This window comes from Bradyrhizobium septentrionale, from assembly GCF_011516645.4.
Lineage (GTDB): Bacteria > Pseudomonadota > Alphaproteobacteria > Rhizobiales > Xanthobacteraceae > Bradyrhizobium > Bradyrhizobium septentrionale.
In genome coordinates, this window is sequence record NZ_CP088285.1 from 1,505,859 (window position 1) to 1,523,376 (window position 17,518).

14 protein-coding genes are annotated in these 17,518 nt (G+C 66.3%); 7 read left to right on the top strand and 7 right to left on the bottom strand.

The genetic code is table 11. The features are described from left to right. Positions 1 to 25 precede the first annotated feature (25 nt). Positions 26 to 424: a phasin family protein gene (locus HAP48_RS09135; RefSeq protein ID WP_166214040.1), complete on the bottom strand. Its 399-nt coding sequence runs from the start codon at positions 422 to 424 to the stop codon at positions 26 to 28. 339 nt (positions 425 to 763) lie between these two features. Here HAP48_RS09135 and HAP48_RS09140 point away from each other — a divergent pair, with 339 nt between their 5' ends. Further along, positions 764 to 4,837 (top strand): histidine kinase dimerization/phospho-acceptor domain-containing protein, encoded by a 4,074-nt coding sequence (locus tag HAP48_RS09140; RefSeq protein WP_166216680.1) that lies wholly within the window; start codon positions 764 to 766, stop codon positions 4,835 to 4,837. Between the two features lie 471 nt (positions 4,838 to 5,308). After that, positions 5,309 to 6,136, top strand: coding sequence for a metallophosphoesterase family protein (locus HAP48_RS09145; RefSeq protein ID WP_166214039.1), 828 nt, complete (start codon positions 5,309 to 5,311; stop codon positions 6,134 to 6,136). Here the strand turns inward: HAP48_RS09145 and HAP48_RS09150 are convergent. Together HAP48_RS09150 and HAP48_RS09155 are read right to left on the bottom strand one after the other, a co-directional pair. After that, positions 6,075 to 6,560, bottom strand: coding sequence for a Crp/Fnr family transcriptional regulator (locus tag HAP48_RS09150; RefSeq protein ID WP_166214038.1), 486 nt, complete (start codon positions 6,558 to 6,560; stop codon positions 6,075 to 6,077). The two genes, HAP48_RS09145 and HAP48_RS09150, sit on opposite strands and share 62 nt — an antisense overlap. A gap of 119 nt (positions 6,561 to 6,679) precedes the next feature. Further along, complete coding sequence (locus tag HAP48_RS09155; RefSeq protein ID WP_166214037.1) at positions 6,680 to 7,477, bottom strand: alpha/beta fold hydrolase; 798 nt, start codon at positions 7,475 to 7,477, stop codon at positions 6,680 to 6,682. 142 nt (positions 7,478 to 7,619) lie between these two features. Between HAP48_RS09155 and HAP48_RS09160 the strand changes: the two genes are divergently transcribed. The 3 genes from HAP48_RS09160 to HAP48_RS09170 all read left to right on the top strand — a co-directional run bounded on the left by HAP48_RS09160 (position 7,620) and on the right by HAP48_RS09170 (position 11,244). Next, positions 7,620 to 8,273, top strand: coding sequence for a GntR family transcriptional regulator (locus HAP48_RS09160; RefSeq protein WP_166214036.1), 654 nt, complete (start codon positions 7,620 to 7,622; stop codon positions 8,271 to 8,273). Next, positions 8,270 to 9,799, top strand: coding sequence for an aldehyde dehydrogenase (locus HAP48_RS09165; RefSeq protein ID WP_166214035.1), 1,530 nt, complete (start codon positions 8,270 to 8,272; stop codon positions 9,797 to 9,799). Before HAP48_RS09160 ends, HAP48_RS09165 begins: the two co-directional genes overlap by 4 nt. Before the next feature lie 77 nt (positions 9,800 to 9,876). Beyond that, the gene (locus HAP48_RS09170) at positions 9,877 to 11,244 is read left to right on the top strand and encodes an MFS transporter (RefSeq protein ID WP_166214034.1); all 1,368 of its coding nucleotides are present in this window, start codon (positions 9,877 to 9,879) and stop codon (positions 11,242 to 11,244) included. Between the two features lie 104 nt (positions 11,245 to 11,348). Here HAP48_RS09170 and HAP48_RS09175 read toward each other — a convergent pair whose 3' ends face one another. Continuing rightward, entirely contained in the window at positions 11,349 to 11,555 is a 207-nt protein-coding gene (locus HAP48_RS09175; protein ID WP_166214033.1) for a hypothetical protein, read from the bottom strand. Between the two features lie 318 nt (positions 11,556 to 11,873). Between HAP48_RS09175 and HAP48_RS09180 the strand changes: the two genes are divergently transcribed. Continuing rightward, positions 11,874 to 12,911, top strand: coding sequence for an IS110 family RNA-guided transposase (locus HAP48_RS09180; RefSeq protein WP_166211463.1), 1,038 nt, complete (start codon positions 11,874 to 11,876; stop codon positions 12,909 to 12,911). A gap of 310 nt (positions 12,912 to 13,221) precedes the next feature. Here the strand turns inward: HAP48_RS09180 and HAP48_RS09185 are convergent, their stop codons facing one another. From HAP48_RS09185 to HAP48_RS09195, 3 genes are read right to left on the bottom strand one after another with little or no spacing between them, the layout of a single operon-like run. Beyond that, positions 13,222 to 13,866, bottom strand: a complete 645-nt coding sequence (locus HAP48_RS09185; protein WP_166214032.1) for a GNAT family N-acetyltransferase — start codon at positions 13,864 to 13,866, stop codon at positions 13,222 to 13,224. 1 nt (position 13,867) lies between these two features. After that, the gene (locus HAP48_RS09190) at positions 13,868 to 14,518 is read right to left on the bottom strand and encodes a 3-oxoacid CoA-transferase subunit B (protein WP_166214031.1); all 651 of its coding nucleotides are present in this window, start codon (positions 14,516 to 14,518) and stop codon (positions 13,868 to 13,870) included. A gap of 24 nt (positions 14,519 to 14,542) precedes the next feature. Next, positions 14,543 to 15,250: a CoA transferase subunit A gene (locus tag HAP48_RS09195; protein WP_166214030.1), complete on the bottom strand. Its 708-nt coding sequence runs from the start codon at positions 15,248 to 15,250 to the stop codon at positions 14,543 to 14,545. A 243-nt stretch (positions 15,251 to 15,493) separates the two neighbouring features. Between HAP48_RS09195 and HAP48_RS09200 the strand changes: the two genes are divergently transcribed. Then, positions 15,494 to 17,455, top strand: a complete 1,962-nt coding sequence (locus tag HAP48_RS09200) for an AsmA family protein (protein ID WP_166214029.1) — start codon at positions 15,494 to 15,496, stop codon at positions 17,453 to 17,455. Positions 17,456 to 17,518: the final 63 nt, after the last annotated feature.

Consider the following 17,518-nt stretch of genomic DNA (forward strand, 5'->3'; position numbering starts at 1 on the left):
CGGTCCAGCCGCCGTCAGTTCTCCGTCAGTTCTTGGGCTTGACCGCATCCATCGCGGCGCGGCTGACGGCCTGGCCCATCTCGCTGGCCTGCTCGGCAAGCGAACGCATCTGGCCCTGCACATAGTCGCTGTGCAGCCGCATCACCTCGTTGAGGTCCTTGGCCTTGAGCAGCGACTGGGCGTAGTCCAGCGACGACTGCACGTTCCTTTCCGCATAGGACAGCGCCCTCGTGGAAAGGTCCTTGGCGCCGGCCCGCATCTCCGCATTGCGCTCCTCGATCTTGCCGGCGGTGTCCCTGGCGTTGGTCACGAACTGCTCGAACGCCTTGCGCGCCTGATCAAAGCTCGCCTCGGCCATCGATCGCATGTCCGTGGGGATTTCGAATTTGGGAATCTCGAAATGGTCACGCGCGTTGTCGCTCATGGTCGTTCTCCCTCGCTTGGTGATCGGCCCGCCGGTTGGCTCCGATGGCCTGCGGCAGGTTATATCGTGGACTGCAATCGCAGGTGTGACGCGGAGCCGCCCTGGTTCCGCAATCACCCGCCGCGCAGCAGCCTCTGCCCGACAACGCCAAACGGCTGTGGATCGTTCAGCCAAGTTAACGTTATCCCGGCTTTGGCTGACGCAGGCTGGCTCCGGACATGGACCTGCCGCCCCCCAGTTGCGATACTAACCTTCTGTTAAGGCTGTCGTCCTGCGGCTGCCGGCCCCTTCGGCAAAGCTAAGGAAGAAAGCCCAACCCATGCGGTCAAATCTGGCGTGATCAGCGACGCGGAATTCCAGATCCAGGCACTCGGCGATGTGAGGCTGATGGATCATGCGACGAGCGCCCAGCCGGCATGGCTGTGGTCGGCTGACGGCGCACGGATCCTGTGGGCCAATCCGGTCGGGGCGCAGGTATTCGGTGCCGCCAATGGCGCCGAATTGGCGAAGCGCGCCTTCGGCCCGGCCGATCCGCATCGCCGCCAGGTCGCCCGCCTCGGCCGCAGCCTCGCCGCGACCGGCGCCATCAGGCTGGAGCGGCTGCCCGGGTTTGGCGCTGCGCCCGGAATGCTCGCGACCTGCGGCTGCGCTCGGCTCGAGCTATCAGACGGCAGCCACGGCATCCTGGTGTCGGCGCTCAATGCCGGCGGCCGCGGCATGCCACTCGCCGAGCGATTGCTGCGGCTGGTGCAGGGGCTCGACCGGCCGGCGGCCGCCTTCAACGGCGACGGATTGTTGATCGCAGCCAATGAGGCGGCGCGACCGCTGCCCAGCCTGCACGATCTCACCGAGGCCGGCCTCGATGCCGCGCGCGACGAGGCGCTGGCGCAGGGCCGCGCTTCGGCCAGCACAGCTATCGGCCGCGTCGTGCTGCACCGGATCGGCCGCGGCGCCGATCGCGCACTGGTCGCGCTGATCAAGCCGGCGCCGCATCTTGCCGCAAAACCGGCGGCGCCGATCGTGCCTGAGCCGGTTGCGCCGGTGACAGCAGCACCGGAAGCGCCAGCGCCCGCGGCGGCGACGCCGCAAGAGGCAGCGGCAGTGGAGCCGCCGCCAGCGCCGGCCATTGTCGAACAACCCGTTGCGCAGGACGAAGCCCCCGCGCCGGCCAGCGAAGCGCCGGCCACCATCACGCTGTTCGATGCGCTGGATCAGCAGCCCGGAGAAGCAGCCACAGCCGAGCCGATCATCAGCGTGGCTGAAACCGAGCCAGCGGATGCTGCGCCCTCTCCCGCGACAGCAGAACCGGCGCACGCAGCGACAGCGCCCGTCGAGACCGCGGCCTTCGACACCACGCCTGATGAAAGTCCCGCCGTCGAGGAGCCGCTGTCGGAAGCGCTCATCGAGATGCCCGCTGAGGCGCAGGCCGAACAGCCCGCGGATATTGCGACGTCTCCCGCGCCAGCAGCGGAGGCACACCTAGACCCAGCGCCCGTCGAGACCGTGGCTTTCGACACCACGCCTGACGCAACTCCTGCGGTCGAGGAGCCGCTGTCGGACGCGCTCATCGAAGCGCCCGCCGCAGCGCAGGTCGAACAGCCCGCGGAAGTTACTCCAACTCCCGCGCCAGCCGAACAGACGCCGGTAGAACCTGCGCCCATCGAGACCGTGGCTCTCGATACCGCGCCCGACGACACTCCCGCCGTCGAGGAGCCGCTGTCGGAAGCGCTGATCGAGATGCCCGCCACAGCGCAGGTCGAAGCACCTGCGCCTGAGCCCCCGCGCGATCTCGAGGAGACGGCAACCGCGCCGGCCGCCGCGATATCATCCCCGCCGGCCGATCACGCGCCCTCGCCCTATGCGGTCGCGGATGCGCCCCTTCCGCCATCCGACGCCGAGCCGGAGCCCGCGACGCAGGCGGCGGTGAAGCCATCCTGGCTCGACGAGCCGTTGCCGGTGCGGCGGCATCCGCTGCGCTTCATGTGGCAAATGGACCATGAGGGGCGCTTCTCGCTTGGCTCCGACGAGTTCACCCGCCTGATCGGCCTGCACACTGCCGCCGGCTTCGGCCGGCTGTGGAGCGACATCGCCGCGAGCTTTGGCCTCGATCCCGAGGGCCGCGTCATGCAGGCGTTCGCCAGCCACGACACCTGGAGCGGCATCACGCTGCACTGGCCGGTCGACGGCGGCGGCCGGCTGCCGGTCGAACTGTCCGGCCTGCCGGTGTTCGATCGCAACCGGAATTTCGCCGGCTATCGCGGCTTTGGTGTGTGTCGCGACCTCGACGGGCTTGCGCGACTCGCAGCAATGCGCCGCTATGAGTTCTTCAGCGGCGCGATCGCGCCGCAATCCTTGTCGGCTGATGTCGCGCCCGTGCCGCGCGCCGATGCGCCCGGGCCCGCTGCCCCGCCGCATGACATTCCTCCGCCGCACGCGGAGCCGCCGCCCGATACGACCGCGATAGCACCACCCGAGGAATTGACCGAGCCGACAGCAACAAAGACTTCACACCAAGCCGATCCGGATCACGCCGTGGAAACGAACGAGGAAACGCACGAAGTGCGTCACGACCCGCCACTGAACGTGGTGCAGTTCCGCCCCGCCGGCGACACAAGGCCGCCGTCGCTGACGCCGGTCGAGAACAACGCCTTTAACGAACTCGCCCGCCAATTGTCGGCGCGGCTCGAGAGCGAGGCCGGCCTCACCGCGTCGACGAACCAGAGTGCCGCCGCGGAGCCGGTTGCCGAGGAGCCCGGCCCGACCGAGCCGCTGCAGGAGGCGACGCCGCAGCAAGAGACGGTCGCGCAGCAAGCGCCGCTGGCCGACCCGCAAAAGGCCAGCTGGCTCGCCGCGGCCGAGCCGGCACCACGCGCCGACTCCCGGCGCGACCGCGCGCTGCTCGATCTGCTGCCGGTCGGCATCCTGATCTACCGGCTCGACCGCCTGCTCTATGCCAACCACGCCTTCCTCACGCGCATGGGCTATGACAGCCTGCACGCGCTGGAAGCCGCCGGCGGGCTCGACGCGCTCTATGTCGAGCCGGGCGTCTCGCAGGCGAGCAGCACCTCCGGCACCGGCACACCGGTCACGATCTCCGCTAACCAGAACGACGACAACCACGCAGACGCAGTGTCTGCGGAAGCGCGGCTGCACACCATCACCTGGGACGATGATTCCGCGCTGGCGCTGATCTTCTCGCGCACGCTCGAGGAAGATGCCGCGGTCGCCGCCGCGCTGTCCGATCCCGAGCCTGCGGCCGCGATCGCGGAGCCGGTGTTTGCACCACCTGAGCCACAGGCCGGCCACGCCGATGCCGAGGAGCTCGGCGCAATCCTCGACACCGCGGCCGAGGGCATCATCATGTTCGATGCCGAGGGCAACATCCATTCCTGCAACCGCAGCTCGGAAGCGCTGTTCGGCTATGACGGCGACGAGTTCGTCACGCACAACCTCGCCGACCTGTTCGCGCCGGAGAGCCAGCGCGGCATCCTCGACTATCTCGCCAGCGTGAAATCCGCCGGCGTCGCCAGCCTGCTCGACCACGGCCGCGAGACGCTCGGCCGCGTCCGCCAGGGCGGCATCATCCCGCTGTCGGTGACGATGGGCCGCACCCGCGCCGACGGGCCGAACTTCTTCGCCGTGTTCCGCGATCTGTCGCAGGCGAAGCGAAGCGAGGTCGAACTGCGCGAGGCGCGGCGGCTCGCCGAGCGCGCGGGCAACGCCAAGACCGACATGCTGGCGCGGATCAGCCATGAGCTCCGCACCCCGCTCAACGCCATCATCGGCTTTTCCGAGGTGATGATCGGCGAACGCTTCGGCGCGCTCGGCAACGAGCGCTATGTCGAATACATGAAGGACATCCGCGCCTCCGGCGAGCGGGTGATCGCGATCGTCAACGACCTGCTCGACCTGTCGCGGATCGAGACCGGCAAGCTCGACCTCGCCTTCACCAACCAGAACCTCAACGAGATGGTGGAGAGCTGCGTCGCGGTGATGCAGCCGCAGGCCAACCGCGAGCGCATCATCATCCGCACGTCGCTGGCGCACACGCTGCCGCCCGTGGTCGCCGACGCCCGCGCGCTGCGCCAGATCACGCTGAACCTGATCGGCAACTCGATCCATCTCGCCAATGCCGGCGGCCAGGTGATCGTCTCGACCGCACTGTCGGATTTCGGCGAGGTGATGCTGCGCGTGCGCGACACCGGACAGAGCCTCAACGACAACGAGGTCGCCGCCGCGCTCGAACCGTTCCGCGCACCGACGCCGTCGGATCAGGCCGGCTCCGGCGGCGTCAGCCTGTCGCTGACCAAGGCGCTGGTCGAAGCCAACCGCGCCAAATTCCAGATCAAGACCGGCGGCCGCACCGGCACGCTGATCGAAATCGTGTTCTCCCACGCCGCAGCAAGGGCGTGAGGGGCGCGGGCCGCGCGCATGCAGCGCGCGTGCTCTCTCGCCACTCATGTGAGGGACGCACCAGCGGAAGGATTCCCTCTCCCCTTGTGGGAGAGGGTTAGGGAGAGGGGTGCCACACGGCGTGCTCTCTCGGTTGGCAATTCAACGACACGAGCAGATTTGCGCGCGCGACGCTTCCGTCAAGCATCTCGCCCGGGGCCACCCCTCTCCCCACCCTCTCCCACAAGGGGAGAGGGAGCCTGACAGGGGTGCTCACCTCACCTGGTTTGGGCAGCAGACCTCGGCGGGATTCAAGTCACACTTGAATTTGAGCCTGCCGCGCGAGCAGGACGGATCATTTGCAAGGACACTGCGAAGATCTGTCGCGCTTAACCCGCGCGGCACGGCATAAATCTTGCTGCAATTCAGATTGTTTGAAATTCATTGCCTTACCAATCCACCCCCGTTGTCCCAAGCATTTGGATTTGCCGGATGCGCTGCCTCGTCGTCGCCGACTTGCATTACTCGTTGCCGCAGTTCGACTGGCTGCTGGCGGCCGCGCCGCAATTCGATCTGGTGATCTTCGCAGGCGATGCGCTCAACCTCGGCTCGGCGGTCGATTTCCGCGCCCAGATCGTGGTCGTCACGAAATACCTGTCGCGCCTTGCCGGCCTCACGCGCGTGATCTTCTGCTCGGGCAATCATGACCTCGACGAGCGCAACGCGGAGGGCGAGAAGATCGCGCGATGGGTCGCCGGCATCAGGGAATCCGGCGTGGCCTGCGACGGCGACAATCTGACCATCGGCGATACGCTGTTCACGGTGTGCCCGTGGTGGGATGGCCCGATGGTCAAGGCGCGGATCGACGACCAGTTGCGCGAGGCAGCCGCCATCCCGCACCGCCGCTGGGTCTGGGTGCATCACGCCCCGCCGGCGGATTCCCCGGTCAGCTGGGGCGGCAAGCGCTTCTTCGGCGACGTCGAGCTGCTGCGCTGGATCGAACGCCACCACCCGGCGATGGTGATCTCGGGCCATGTGCATCAATCGCCGTTCATTCCGAGCGGCTCGTGGTTCGACCGCATCGGCGCGACCTGGGTGTTCAATACCGGCCTGCAGCCGGGCCGGCCGCCGGTCTGCATCGTGCTCGATCTCACCCAGGACAAGGCGTTCTGGCTCGCCGCCGGCGACGCCCAGATCGTCGATCTCAACGTCCCCTTGCATCGGCCGGCAACGCCGCTACGCGAGGCGCCGGACTGGCTCACATCCTTGGATCGGATTGCCGATCCGAGCCTGGCGCGACCTGCATCGGCGGCAGGTTGATCATGCTCTGCAGCACCTCGCCGACCATCGCCAGATGGGTGCCGTGGTCGGCATATTGGTGCATCAGGTCGGCCAGATAGGTCGTGGCGACGTGCAGCCGTTGCGCCAGGAGCTGCGCGATCAGCAGTGCGACCGCAGGCTGCTCGCGCAGGAACGACGCCGCGTCGTCGAATTCATACAGCACGCAATCCGACGCCGTGCGCACCTTCGCGCTGTGCGGCCGGTCGAGCAGAACACTCATCTCGCCGAACACCGCGCCGGGCTCGTCGATCACGGCGACCAGACTGTCGCCCTTGACGACCTCGACCTTGCCCTCGAGCAGCACGAACAGGTGACCGGTCTTGCCGCCCTCCTCGATGAAATCGGTGCCGGCCGGCAAGCTCCGCTGCGTCGCTCCGCTGCAGTGATCAAGGATCGCGCGCATCTGGTTTCGCCTCCGTGTCCGCCAGACTAGGCAGAGATACCGTCGAGGTGAAACGGATTAGCTGGGCGTTCTGCCCAAATTGTCGGCAGGCCGCGGCGCGGGCGCGAGCGGCGGCGCCGTCACGCAGTGGGCGCGGCATGCTTGATCGACAGGAAATCGCCGATCGTATCGAGGAACAGTTTTGGCGATTGCAGCTGCGGGACGTGCGCACATCCCGGAATGACCCTGAGCTCGGCTCGCGGCAGTCCGGCTGCCAATTCGTATGACATCGGCGGCGGCGTCGCCTCGTCGTATTCGCCGACCACCACAAGTGTCGGGACGGTCAAGCCAGCGAGCTCGGTGCGAAGATCGAGGCCCGCCAGCGCACCGCAGGCCGCACAGAACACGTCGGGATCGGTGCGCAGGAAGGCTTCGCGGCGATCCTGCATCAGCGCCGGATGCTGCGCCTGGAAGTCCGGTGCGAACAGCCGGCGCATCGCAACGTCGGTGATCGCGGCAAGCCCCTTCTCGCGGGAAACTCTTACCATGGTGCGAAACGCCTCGCGGCCCGGCTCGGAGAATGCGGCCCCGGTGTCGGCGAGGATCAGCCGGCTCGCAAGCGCCGGGTGGCGGATCGCCATCTGCAGCGCGACGAACCCGCCATAGCCATTGCCAAGCACGATGGCAGGCATGCCATCAGCCGCATCGTGCACCGCCTCCGCCATACGGTCGGCGATGGCAGCAAGGCCGCCTTCGACGGCGGCCGATCGGCCAAAGCCCGGCAGTTCCGGCACGATGGTCCGGAACGACCGGGCCAGCTCCGGCACGATCGCATCGAAGCTCGCGCGGTCCGACAGCAGGGAGTGAAACAGGAGCAGCGGCGGCCCCTCGCCCGACTGGGCTGCGTTGACGGTGCGGTTGGCGAAAAGCCTGTCCATTGCCGGTCTCTTTCCAAATCGGGCCGAGGGCCTCGCGGCCCCTTTCGCGACGATTGATAAATCAAATCGGGCTGATTTCAAGCATTTTGGACTTGACGTGATATTTCACAAACTGCAGTTTAATAGCAGGAGCCTGAGCCAAATGATCCTTTTGCGCGACAATATCTACGAGAATCTTCGGTCTGATATTTTATCATGCCACTTCGCGCCGGGTGATGAAATGCGGGAGCAGGAACTGGCGGAGCGCTACGCCGTCAGCCGCCAGCCGGTCCGGGACGCCCTGCTGAGGCTCGAACGCGAGCATCTGGTGACGGTGCAGCCCCGCCAGGGCTACCGGGTCAATCCGATCTCGCTGTCCGACGCGCGCGATCTGCTGCGCTTTCGGCTGGCGCTCGAGCCGGCCTGCGTCGCCGAAGCGATCGAGAGTGCGCCAGACAGCACCCTGAAATCGCTCGATGAATTCCGCCGCTTCGCCGGCAGCCATGAGGACTTCATCGCCTACAATCGCGGCTTCCACTCTGCGCTGGCGCACGCATCGGGCAACCGCCGGATGGCGACGACGCTCTGCGACCTGATCGGTCAGGCCGACCGGCTGGTGCGCGTCAGCGTCTCCAACCTGAAGGGCCACGACCCGGCGAAGCTCGTGGCCGAGCACGTCGCCCTGATCGACGCCATGCAGCAGCGCGAGGGGCGCACCGCGGCCCGCATCATCAAGGCGCACATCGCCGCCACCGAAAAGCGCGTCCTGCCGGCGCTCAAGCGCAACGCCGTCATCGTCGAAGAGAGGTCAGCATGAATATTCCGTCGAAGCCCGCGACGATCGACGTCGAGATCCACGGCAATTTCATCGACGGACGCGAGGTCGAGGCCGGAAACGGCGAGCTGCTGGACGTCCGCAATCCCGCGACCGGCGACGTCATCGCCCGGATCCCGAATTCGACCGCCGAAGACATCGACCGCGCGATGAAGAGCGCGCGCACGGCGTTCGAAGGAAAGGCATGGGGCGGAATGGATACCCGCGCGCGCGCCAGGCTCGTCAACAGGCTCGCCGACGCGTTCGAAGCCAATCTCGACACGCTGTACCGGCTGGAGACGTTGAACAACGGCCGCCCGGTCAACGAGACCCGCGCGCAGTTGTCGCGGCTGCCGGATTTCTTCCGCTATTTCGCCGGCGTGGCGCTGTCGCGCCGTGATTCCGTCATCCCGGTCGAAGGCTCCTATCTGAACTACACGCTGCGTACGCCGATCGGAATCGTCGCCAACTGCACGCCGTTCAATCATCCGCTGATGATCCTTTGCAAGTCGCTTGCCGTGGTGCTGGCGACCGGCTGCGTCACTGTGGTCAAGCCGTCGGAATACACGCCGCTGACGACGCTGAAGCTCGCCCAGATCTTCAGCGAGGCGGGCCTGCCTCCCGGCGTCTTCAACATCGTGCTCGGCCTCGGCCAGAGCGCGGGCAAGATGCTGGCCGAGCACGGCAACATCAACAAGCTCGTGCTGACCGGCGGCACCGAGGCGGGCCGCATCGCGGGAAGTGCTGCGGCGAAGGTGTTCGCGCACCAGACCATGGAGCTCGGCGGCAAGACGCCGGTGATGATATTCGACGATTTCGACGTCGACCGCGCCGTCAACTATGCCGCATTCGGCGCCTTCATCGGCGCCGGACAGACCTGCGTTTGCGCGTCGCGCCACATCGTGCAGGCCTCGATTTACGACGAGTTCGTCGAAAAGCTGAAGGCCAAGACCCGCACCATCCGCATCGGCGATCCCTTCGATCCGAACACCCAGCTTGGGCCCGTGATTTCGGCGCGGCAGCGCGACCGCGTGCTCACCTATGCGCGCTATGGCCATGAAGACGGCGCGCGGCTCCTCACCGGCGGCGTGGCGGCCAAGGTCGCGGGTCACGACAACGGCTATTTCGTCGAGCCGACGGTGTTCGCAGACGTCAAATCCGACATGCGGATTTTCCAGGAGGAGGTGTTCGGTCCCTTCACCTCGGTGACCCCGTTCAAGGACGAGGCCGACGCGCTCCGGCTCGCCAACGACTCGCCCTTCGGCCTAGCCGCCGCCATTCGCACCCGCGACGTTGCGCGCGCCCATCGCGTCGCCGCCGCGGTCAAGGCCGGCATCGTCTGGATCAACGACCACCACCGGCTCGATCCGGCCTCGCCCTGGGGCGGCGTCGACGATTCCGGCATCGGCCGCGAATGCGGCACCGAAAGCTTCGACGACCATTTCAACACCAAGAGCGTGATGGTCGCGACCCACGAACAGCCGTTCGATTGGTACCGCGACACGGCCAGCCAGCGCCGTTTGAACTAGCCACAACAGTCAAGAGCGGCAAACGCCCACAGATGGCGGGCCGCATCCACGAGGAAACAGTCAAGGGGAGAGCGTACATGTCGACATCGGTCAACGCGGGGAGCCGTCTCGATCGGCTGCCGATCGGACCATTCCATCGCCGGATCATGATCCTGATCGGGATCGGGATGTTCTTCGACGGCTTCGACATCTATATCGCCGGCACCGTGCTCGGCGTGACGCTGAAGACCGGGTTCTCGACGCTCGCCGAGAACGCCGCGTTCATCTCCGCGACCTTCGTCGGCATGATGCTCGGATCATTCGGCACCGGATTCCTCGGCGACCGTTACGGACGGCGCTTCACCTACCAGTTTAATTTGCTGCTTTTTGGCATCGCGTCTCTGGCGGCGGCGTTTGCGCCGGGCATGGCTTTCCTGATTGCCTGCCGTTTCGTGATGGGCGTCGGCCTCGGCGCCGAGAACGTCGTCGGCTATTCCACGATGACCGAGTTCGTGCCGGCGCGAAGCCGCGGCAAGTGGCTCGGCTTCACCGCGGTCTGCGTCGTGACCGGCCTGCCGGTCGCGCTGTTGGTGGCGTCCGTCGTCGTCCCGCTGTTCGGCTGGCGCGCGATGTTCGTGCTGGGCGGCGTCGGCGCCCTGATCGTGTGGTATCTGCGCAAGTCGCTGCCGGAATCGCCGCGCTGGCTGGAGGCGGTGGGACGCACTGCCGAGGCCGAGGCGCTGATGCAGGCGATCGAGAAGGAAGCAGCTCAGGGCCGCCCTTTGCCGGCTCCGGCCGCGGCAACGAAGGCGCCGGTGTCGCCCGATCTCGCCACCCTGTTCACGGCGCCGCTGCTGTCGCGCATGATCGTCGGCGCGATCTGCCTGATCACCATCAATACGCTGCTCTACGGCTTCGTGACCTGGCTGCCGGTGTTCTTCATCAAGCAGGGCCTCTCGGTCGCGACCTCGTTCGGCTACTCGCTGCTGATGGCGCTCGGCGCGCCGATCGGCTCGGCGATCGGCGCCCTCACTGCCGACCGCTGGGGCCGCAAGCCCACGATCATCGGCGCGTCGCTGACCACGATCATCCTCGGCGTGATCTATCCGATGATCTCGGATCCGTTCCTGCTGCCGGCGGTCGGCTTCGCGCTGACCGTGCCGATCTACGTTTTGGTCGCGCTGCTGTTCGGCATCTATATTCCCGAACTGTTCCCGACCGAGGTGCGGCTGCGCGCGTCCGGCATCGTCAACACGCTCGGCCGCGGCGCCACCATCGTGACGCCGTTCCTGGTCGTGATGCTGTTCGAAGCGCGCGGCGTCGCCGGCGTGATGGCGTTGATGATCGGGCTGCTCATCGTGCAGATCATCACGGTATGGGCGCTCGGCATCGAGCCGCGGCACCGCAGCCTCGAGGAGCTCAAGGGCGAGGAAGCGCCATCCGCGGTCCCGCAGGAAGCGTCGTGAGACGGCAGAAACTCCTACGGCCCACCGCATGATCGTCAAGCATTCCGGCGCGCGCGCCGGAATGCTTGAACCGAGATACGCGCGACGAGCAACGCCGTATCGATCTACGGTTTGATCTCCAGCGTCTGGCGCTTGCCGGCGGCGACCGAGAACGGCTTTTCGACCTTCTGGCCCTCGGCATAGATCGCGACCGCGACATAATCACCGGCGCCGAGCGCGACGTTGACGGCTGCGTCATAGGTCACCGAGACGCGCTTGCGCTCGTCATTGATGTCGCGCTCGGTCGCGAGAATGCGAAGCTGCGTCCTCATCCACACCTGTCGTCGCCCGGCTCGACCGGGCGATCCAGTACGCCGCGGCCTCTCGGCTCAAGCAGCGGCGTCTCTGGAATACTGGATCACCCGCTTTCGCGGGTGATGACACTGAACAGGCTGTTTGACATGTGAATCGGAATCCCATTGTCGTCCTGGCGAAAGCCAGGACCCATTACCCCAAATCTCAATTGTTGCGCGGCGCTGCGGCCGCGATCCCGTTCACAAGCAAATTCGGTGGTTGATGGTGTGGACGGCCCCCTACGGCATCAGTGTGCCAGAATGAGGTTGTCTAGATCTCATACATGGGAGCCGTCCGTGAACCAGATTATCCGCATTGGGATTGATACGTCGAAGTATATTTTTGTGTTGCATGGGGTTGATGCGAGGGAGCAGGTGGCGCTGCGCAAGAAGCTGTCGCGCAAACAGGTGCTGGAGTTCTTCGCCAAATTGCCGCCGACCGTGATCGGGATGGAGGCATGCGGGGCTTCGCAACATTGGGCGCGGGAGCTTTCCAAGCTCGGTCACGAGGTGAAGCTGATGGCACCGCAATTGGTTAAGCCCTACGTGATGCGGAACAAGAATGACGGGCGGGATGCAGAAGGTCTGTGTGAAGCGATGAGCCGGCCGAGCATGCGCTTCGTGCCGGTGAAGACGGCCGAGCAGCAGGCTGCGCTGATGCTGATGGGTGTCCGCGACGGATTGATCGTCCGGCGCACCCAGCTGACCAATACGATACGCGGCCATGCGGCGGAGTATGGCCTGATCGCACCCAAGGGATTGGACGCGATCGAACCACTGCTGGCGCGGATCGCGCAGGACGAGACGCTTCCCGTTCTGGCGCGCGAGCTGTTTGTGGTGCTGGGCCGGGAGCGCATCAGGCTCGAGGGTGAGTTGGAGGCGATTGAGGCCAAGCTGATGGCCTGGCACCGCGCCGATGCCACGGGCCGGCGCTTGGCTCAGATCCCCTCGGTCGGTCCGATCGTTGCAACCGCGCTGGTGATGAAGACACCTGATCCGCGCGCGTTCCGTTCTGGTCGTCATTTTGCGGCCTGGCTGGGATTGACACCCAAGGACCACTCCACCGCTGGCAAGACCAGGCTTGGCAAGATCACGCGGGCGGGCGATGAGGACCTGCGCCGTCTGCTGGTGGTCGGGGCCACAGCGGTGATCCAGCAGGCGAGGCGGGGACGCGGTCATCACTCGCGCTGGCTGCTGGCGCTGATCAAGCGCAAGCCGCCGAAGCTTGCGGCCGTGGCGCTCGCCAACAAAGTGGCCCGCATCGCCTGGAAGCTGATGGCGACGGGCGAGAGTTACGAGGCGGCACGGATGAATCCCATGACAGCCGCCGCCTAATAGATTGGCCAGCCGGCGGGCTCGCTCGCCGACCGACCGGAGCTGCAAGAGCAGATGGAGCGATCGATCGAGCAACGATGCGAGACAGTCCGCAGGACCCATCGGCCGCCAACAGGTCGCGTGGTTGTTTGGAACTCGCATCGCGCAAACCATCTTGGCCAGCGATCCATTCGATCGCACTCAAAAGGCCGGACATATGGATGCAAGCGATCCGATCTCACCAAACAGCTCTTGTGCCACGGGGGCCGTCCACATATGGGTCCTGGCTTTCGCCAGGACGACGGCGGTGTGTGTGGCCGCGCGCCGCCCCTCACATCCCGCGCGCAAATCTGCGGAAGCCCGGCGCGCCGGTCAGTGCCTCGAATGCGGTGTCGCGCTTCTCCTCGGCGAAGGAAAAACCGGCCTGGGCGTAGCAGCGCTCGGCCGCTTCGTTGCCGATCACGAACGAGATCGACGCCTGCGCAAAGCCCGCGGCCTTGCCGTCGGCGAGTGCGCGACCGATCAGGGCCTGCACCAGGCCGCCGCCACGATGCGACGCTTCGGTTGCGACATGCTCGATCAGCCAGTCGCCCTCGCCGCCCTGAACCCAGCAATTGCGGGCATAACCGCCGCGCGCGACGATGGCGGCCGGATCGGCCCCGATCTGTGGCGCCACCTCCGCGATCGCGGCGCGGGCCGCGACGACGGTGCCGGACGCGGGCAGCGCGCACAGCGCAGCGGCCGGCACGCCATCGACCTCAGCGATCAGGAAATGGGCGACGTGATACCATGACCGCACCCGCGCAATGGCGAGCCGCGCCATGAAGTCGAGGCATTCCGGCTCGGGACGATCCAGCGCGATGTCGGTCCAGCCGCGCGACAACGGGCCGCGCTGCGCGGCCAGCACGATACGGGCGATGAAGGTAGCGTCGGCGGATCGTGCGGGACGGATCGAGGATCGTCCCGCACCACACATCTCAGGTGTTCTTCAGCGCGACGCGGAATTCGGCCTCGGTCTTGGCCTTGACCTCGTCGAGCGTGACGCCGTCGGCGAGCTCGATCAGCGCCATGCCGTCCTTGCCGTGCTTGTCGATGGTGAACACCGCAAGATCGGTGACCACCATGTCGACCACGCGCTCGCCGGTCAGCGGCAGGTTGCACTGCTTGAGCAGCTTGGCGCCGTCCTTGGCGGAATGCTCCATCACGACCACGACCCGCTTGACGCCGGCAACGAGGTCCATGGCGCCGCCCATGCCCTTCACCATCTTGCCGGGGATCATCCAGTTGGCGAGGTCGCCGTTCTGCGCCACCTGCATGGCGCCGAGGATCGACAGGTCGATATGGCCGCCGCGCACCATGCCGAACGATTCGGCCGAGGAGAAATAGCTGGTCGAGGGCAGCTCGCTCACCGTCTGCTTGCCGGCGTTGATGAGGTCGGCGTCGACCTCGTCCTCATAGGGGAACGGGCCCATGCCGAGCATGCCGTTCTCGCTCTGCAGGCTGACGTCGATGCCGTCGGGGATGTAGTTCGAGACCAGCGTCGGAATGCCGATGCCGAGATTGACGTAATAGCCGTCGCGCAACTCCTTGGCGGCGCGGGCGGCCATCTGTTCACGGGTCCAGGCCATGAGGCTCTCCTGAAGAGTTGGGTTTTAAGCGGCGGGACGCGGGCGGGTGTTGCGGAACTCGATCCGCTTCTTGCCGGTCCCGACCTCGATGATGCGTTTGACGAAGATGCCGGGGGTGTGGATGTGGTCCGGGTCGATCTCGCCGGCCGGCACCAGGTGCTCGACCTCGGCGACGGTGACCTTGGCAGCGGTGGCCATCATCGGGTTAAAGTTGCGCGCGGTCTTGCGGTAGACCAAATTGCCGGCGGTGTCGCCCTTCCAGGCGTGGACGATGGCGACGTCGGCGAACAGGCCGCGTTCCATGATGTACTTCTCGCCGTCGAATTCCTTCACTTCCTTGCCTTCGGCGATCAGCGTGCCGACGCCGGTCTTGGTGTAGAAGGCCGGGATGCCCGCGCCGCCGGCGCGGATGCGCTCGGCCAGCGTGCCCTGCGGGTTGAACTCGAGCTCGAGCTCGCCGGCGAGATATTGCTGGGCGAACAGCTTGTTCTCGCCGACATAGGACGAGATCATCTTCCTGATCTGGCGCGTTTCCAGCAGCCGGCTGAGGCCGATGCCGTCGACGCCGGCATTGTTGGAGACGACCGTCAGCCCCTTCACGCCGGAGTCGCGGATCGCGTCCGACAGGGTTTCGGCGATGCCGCAGAGGCCGAAGCCCCCCGACATGATCATGATGCCGTCCTTGAGGAGACCATCGAGTGCCGATTTGGCGTCGGGATAAACCTTGTTCATGCAGCAAATACCTGATGGAGGGCGCGGAACGGCTGTGACCAGCGGATTATTAGGCGGAATCTTCGCAGCGCGTCAATCACGGCCCGTACGGCGACCGGCGGCCGCCCGCGGCAGCAACATGGCCTTGAAAGCGACAAGAAAACCCTTCAAGTTGCGTGGGTTGGCACCGGCTACCATCGCGCAGCCGGCAGTGTTCGACGACGACCCCACAAAACTCAACCCGACCCGGATATGTCATTGACGATGGCCCAAGGAATTAAGCGCCTGGGGATGCCGATTGCGGCCCTCTTCGGCCTGGCGCTCGTCGGACTGGTCGGAACGTCGTGGTTCCTCAACCGGGACGCGCTGCAGCGCGCGGTGGAAGCGCAGATTCGCGCCGTGACCGGGCTCGAGCTGGTGGTCAACGGCCCGATCGATGTTTCCGTGTTTCCGGGCAGCTATGTCTCCTTTCATAATGTCGGGCTGAAGGGCGCCGATACCATCGGTCCCGCCCTGCAGGTCGATGTGCTGACCGCCAATCTGCGCCTGCTGCCGCTGTTGCTGCGGCGGTTCGAGATTGCCGACGTCATGATGCTGCGGCCGCATATCCGTGTGGTCCGCGACGGCGCCGGCGAGAGCAACTGGACACCGTTCGTCGAGACCATCGCCAAGGCGATGACGCCCGGCGCCGAGAACCAGGTGTCGTTCTCCGAAATCCGGATCCAGGACGGCGAGCTGAATTACCAGGATGGGACCAACAACATCTCCGAGCAGCTCGGCGATATCGATCTTTCGTTGGCTTGGCCCTCCATATCGCGTTCCTTTGCCGCAACCGGCCAGTTCGACTGGCGCGGCGAGCGCGTCGACGGCTCGATCAGCGCCAGCGATTTCGTCGCGCTGCTGTCGGGCGACCGTTCCGGCCTCAAGGCCCGGCTCGCCAGCGCGCCGCTCAAGGTCGCATTCGACGGAACCGTCGCCAACCGCACCAGCCTGATGATGGAAGGCGTCGCCACCATGGACTCACCGTCGCTGCGCAACGCGTTGCGCTGGATGGGGCAGGCGCCGCCCGGCGGCGGTGGCGGGTTCGGCCGCTTCGCCCTGAAAGCCCGCGCCAATGTGGTCGGCGGCTCGGTCGCGCTGACCAATGTCAATGTCGAGCTCGACGGCAATGTCGCCGAGGGCGTGATGACCTATGCCAATAACGGCCGGCAGACGCTGCAGGCGACGCTTGCCGCCGGCAATCTCGATTTCACGCCCTACATCTCGACGTTCCGCCTTCTGGCCAGCGGCCAGCGCGACTGGAACAGGCAGCTGTTCGACCTGACCTCGCTGTCGTCGACCGATCTCGACATGCGCCTGTCGGCCGCCAAGGTGACGGTCGGCCCGTCCAAGCTCGGCCGCACCGCGTTCGGCGCCAATCTGCGCGGCGGCGCGCTCGCGCTCAGCGTCGGCGAGGCGCAGATGTATGGCGGCATCGCCAAAGGCTCGTTCGCAATCGCGCGCTCCGATGCGGTCGCCGACGTCAGGGCCCAGTTCCAGTTCACCGATGTCGATTTACAGGCCTGCGCCAGCGAATTGTTCGGCATCAACAAGCTGTCCGGCCGCGGCAACCTCAACGTCTCGCTGACCGCCTCCGGCTCGAGCCCGTTCGGGCTCGCGTCATCGCTGGACGGCACCGCTACGCTGAACGGGCATGACGGCGCGATAGCCGGCTTCAATGTCGAGCAGCTGTTGAAGCGGCTAGAGAAGCGGCCGCTGTCCGGCGGCGGCAATTTCCGCTCCGGCTCGACGCCCTATGACAATCTCAGCATCTCGGTGAAATTCGCCGACGGCGTCGCCACCGCTGATGACATCCGGGTCGAGAGCCCGACCGCGAAGATCACGCTGACCGGCACCGCATCGGTGCCGTCGCGCGAATACGATCTCAAGGGCGTCGCCAGCCTGACCTCGACGTCCGCCGGCGGCAACGCATTCGATCTGCCTTTCGTGATCCAGGGCCCGTGGGACGATCCGCTGATCTTCCCCGATCCGGAAAGCCTGATCCGCCGCTCGCCCGCGTCCGCCCCGCTGCTCGATGCGGTGAAGGATCGCAAGACCCGCGACGCGGTGCGCTCGGTGATCGAGCGCTTCACCGGCGGAGCCGCGCGGCAGCCGGCAGCGGATGCTGCGACCGGCGCGCCCGCCAGCGCACCGGCGACGGCAGCCGACAATGCGAAGTCGAACTGATCGATCCATTCACTTTCCGCATCGATGCACCGGGACTGATCCACGCCCTGCCGCGAGCCCCCT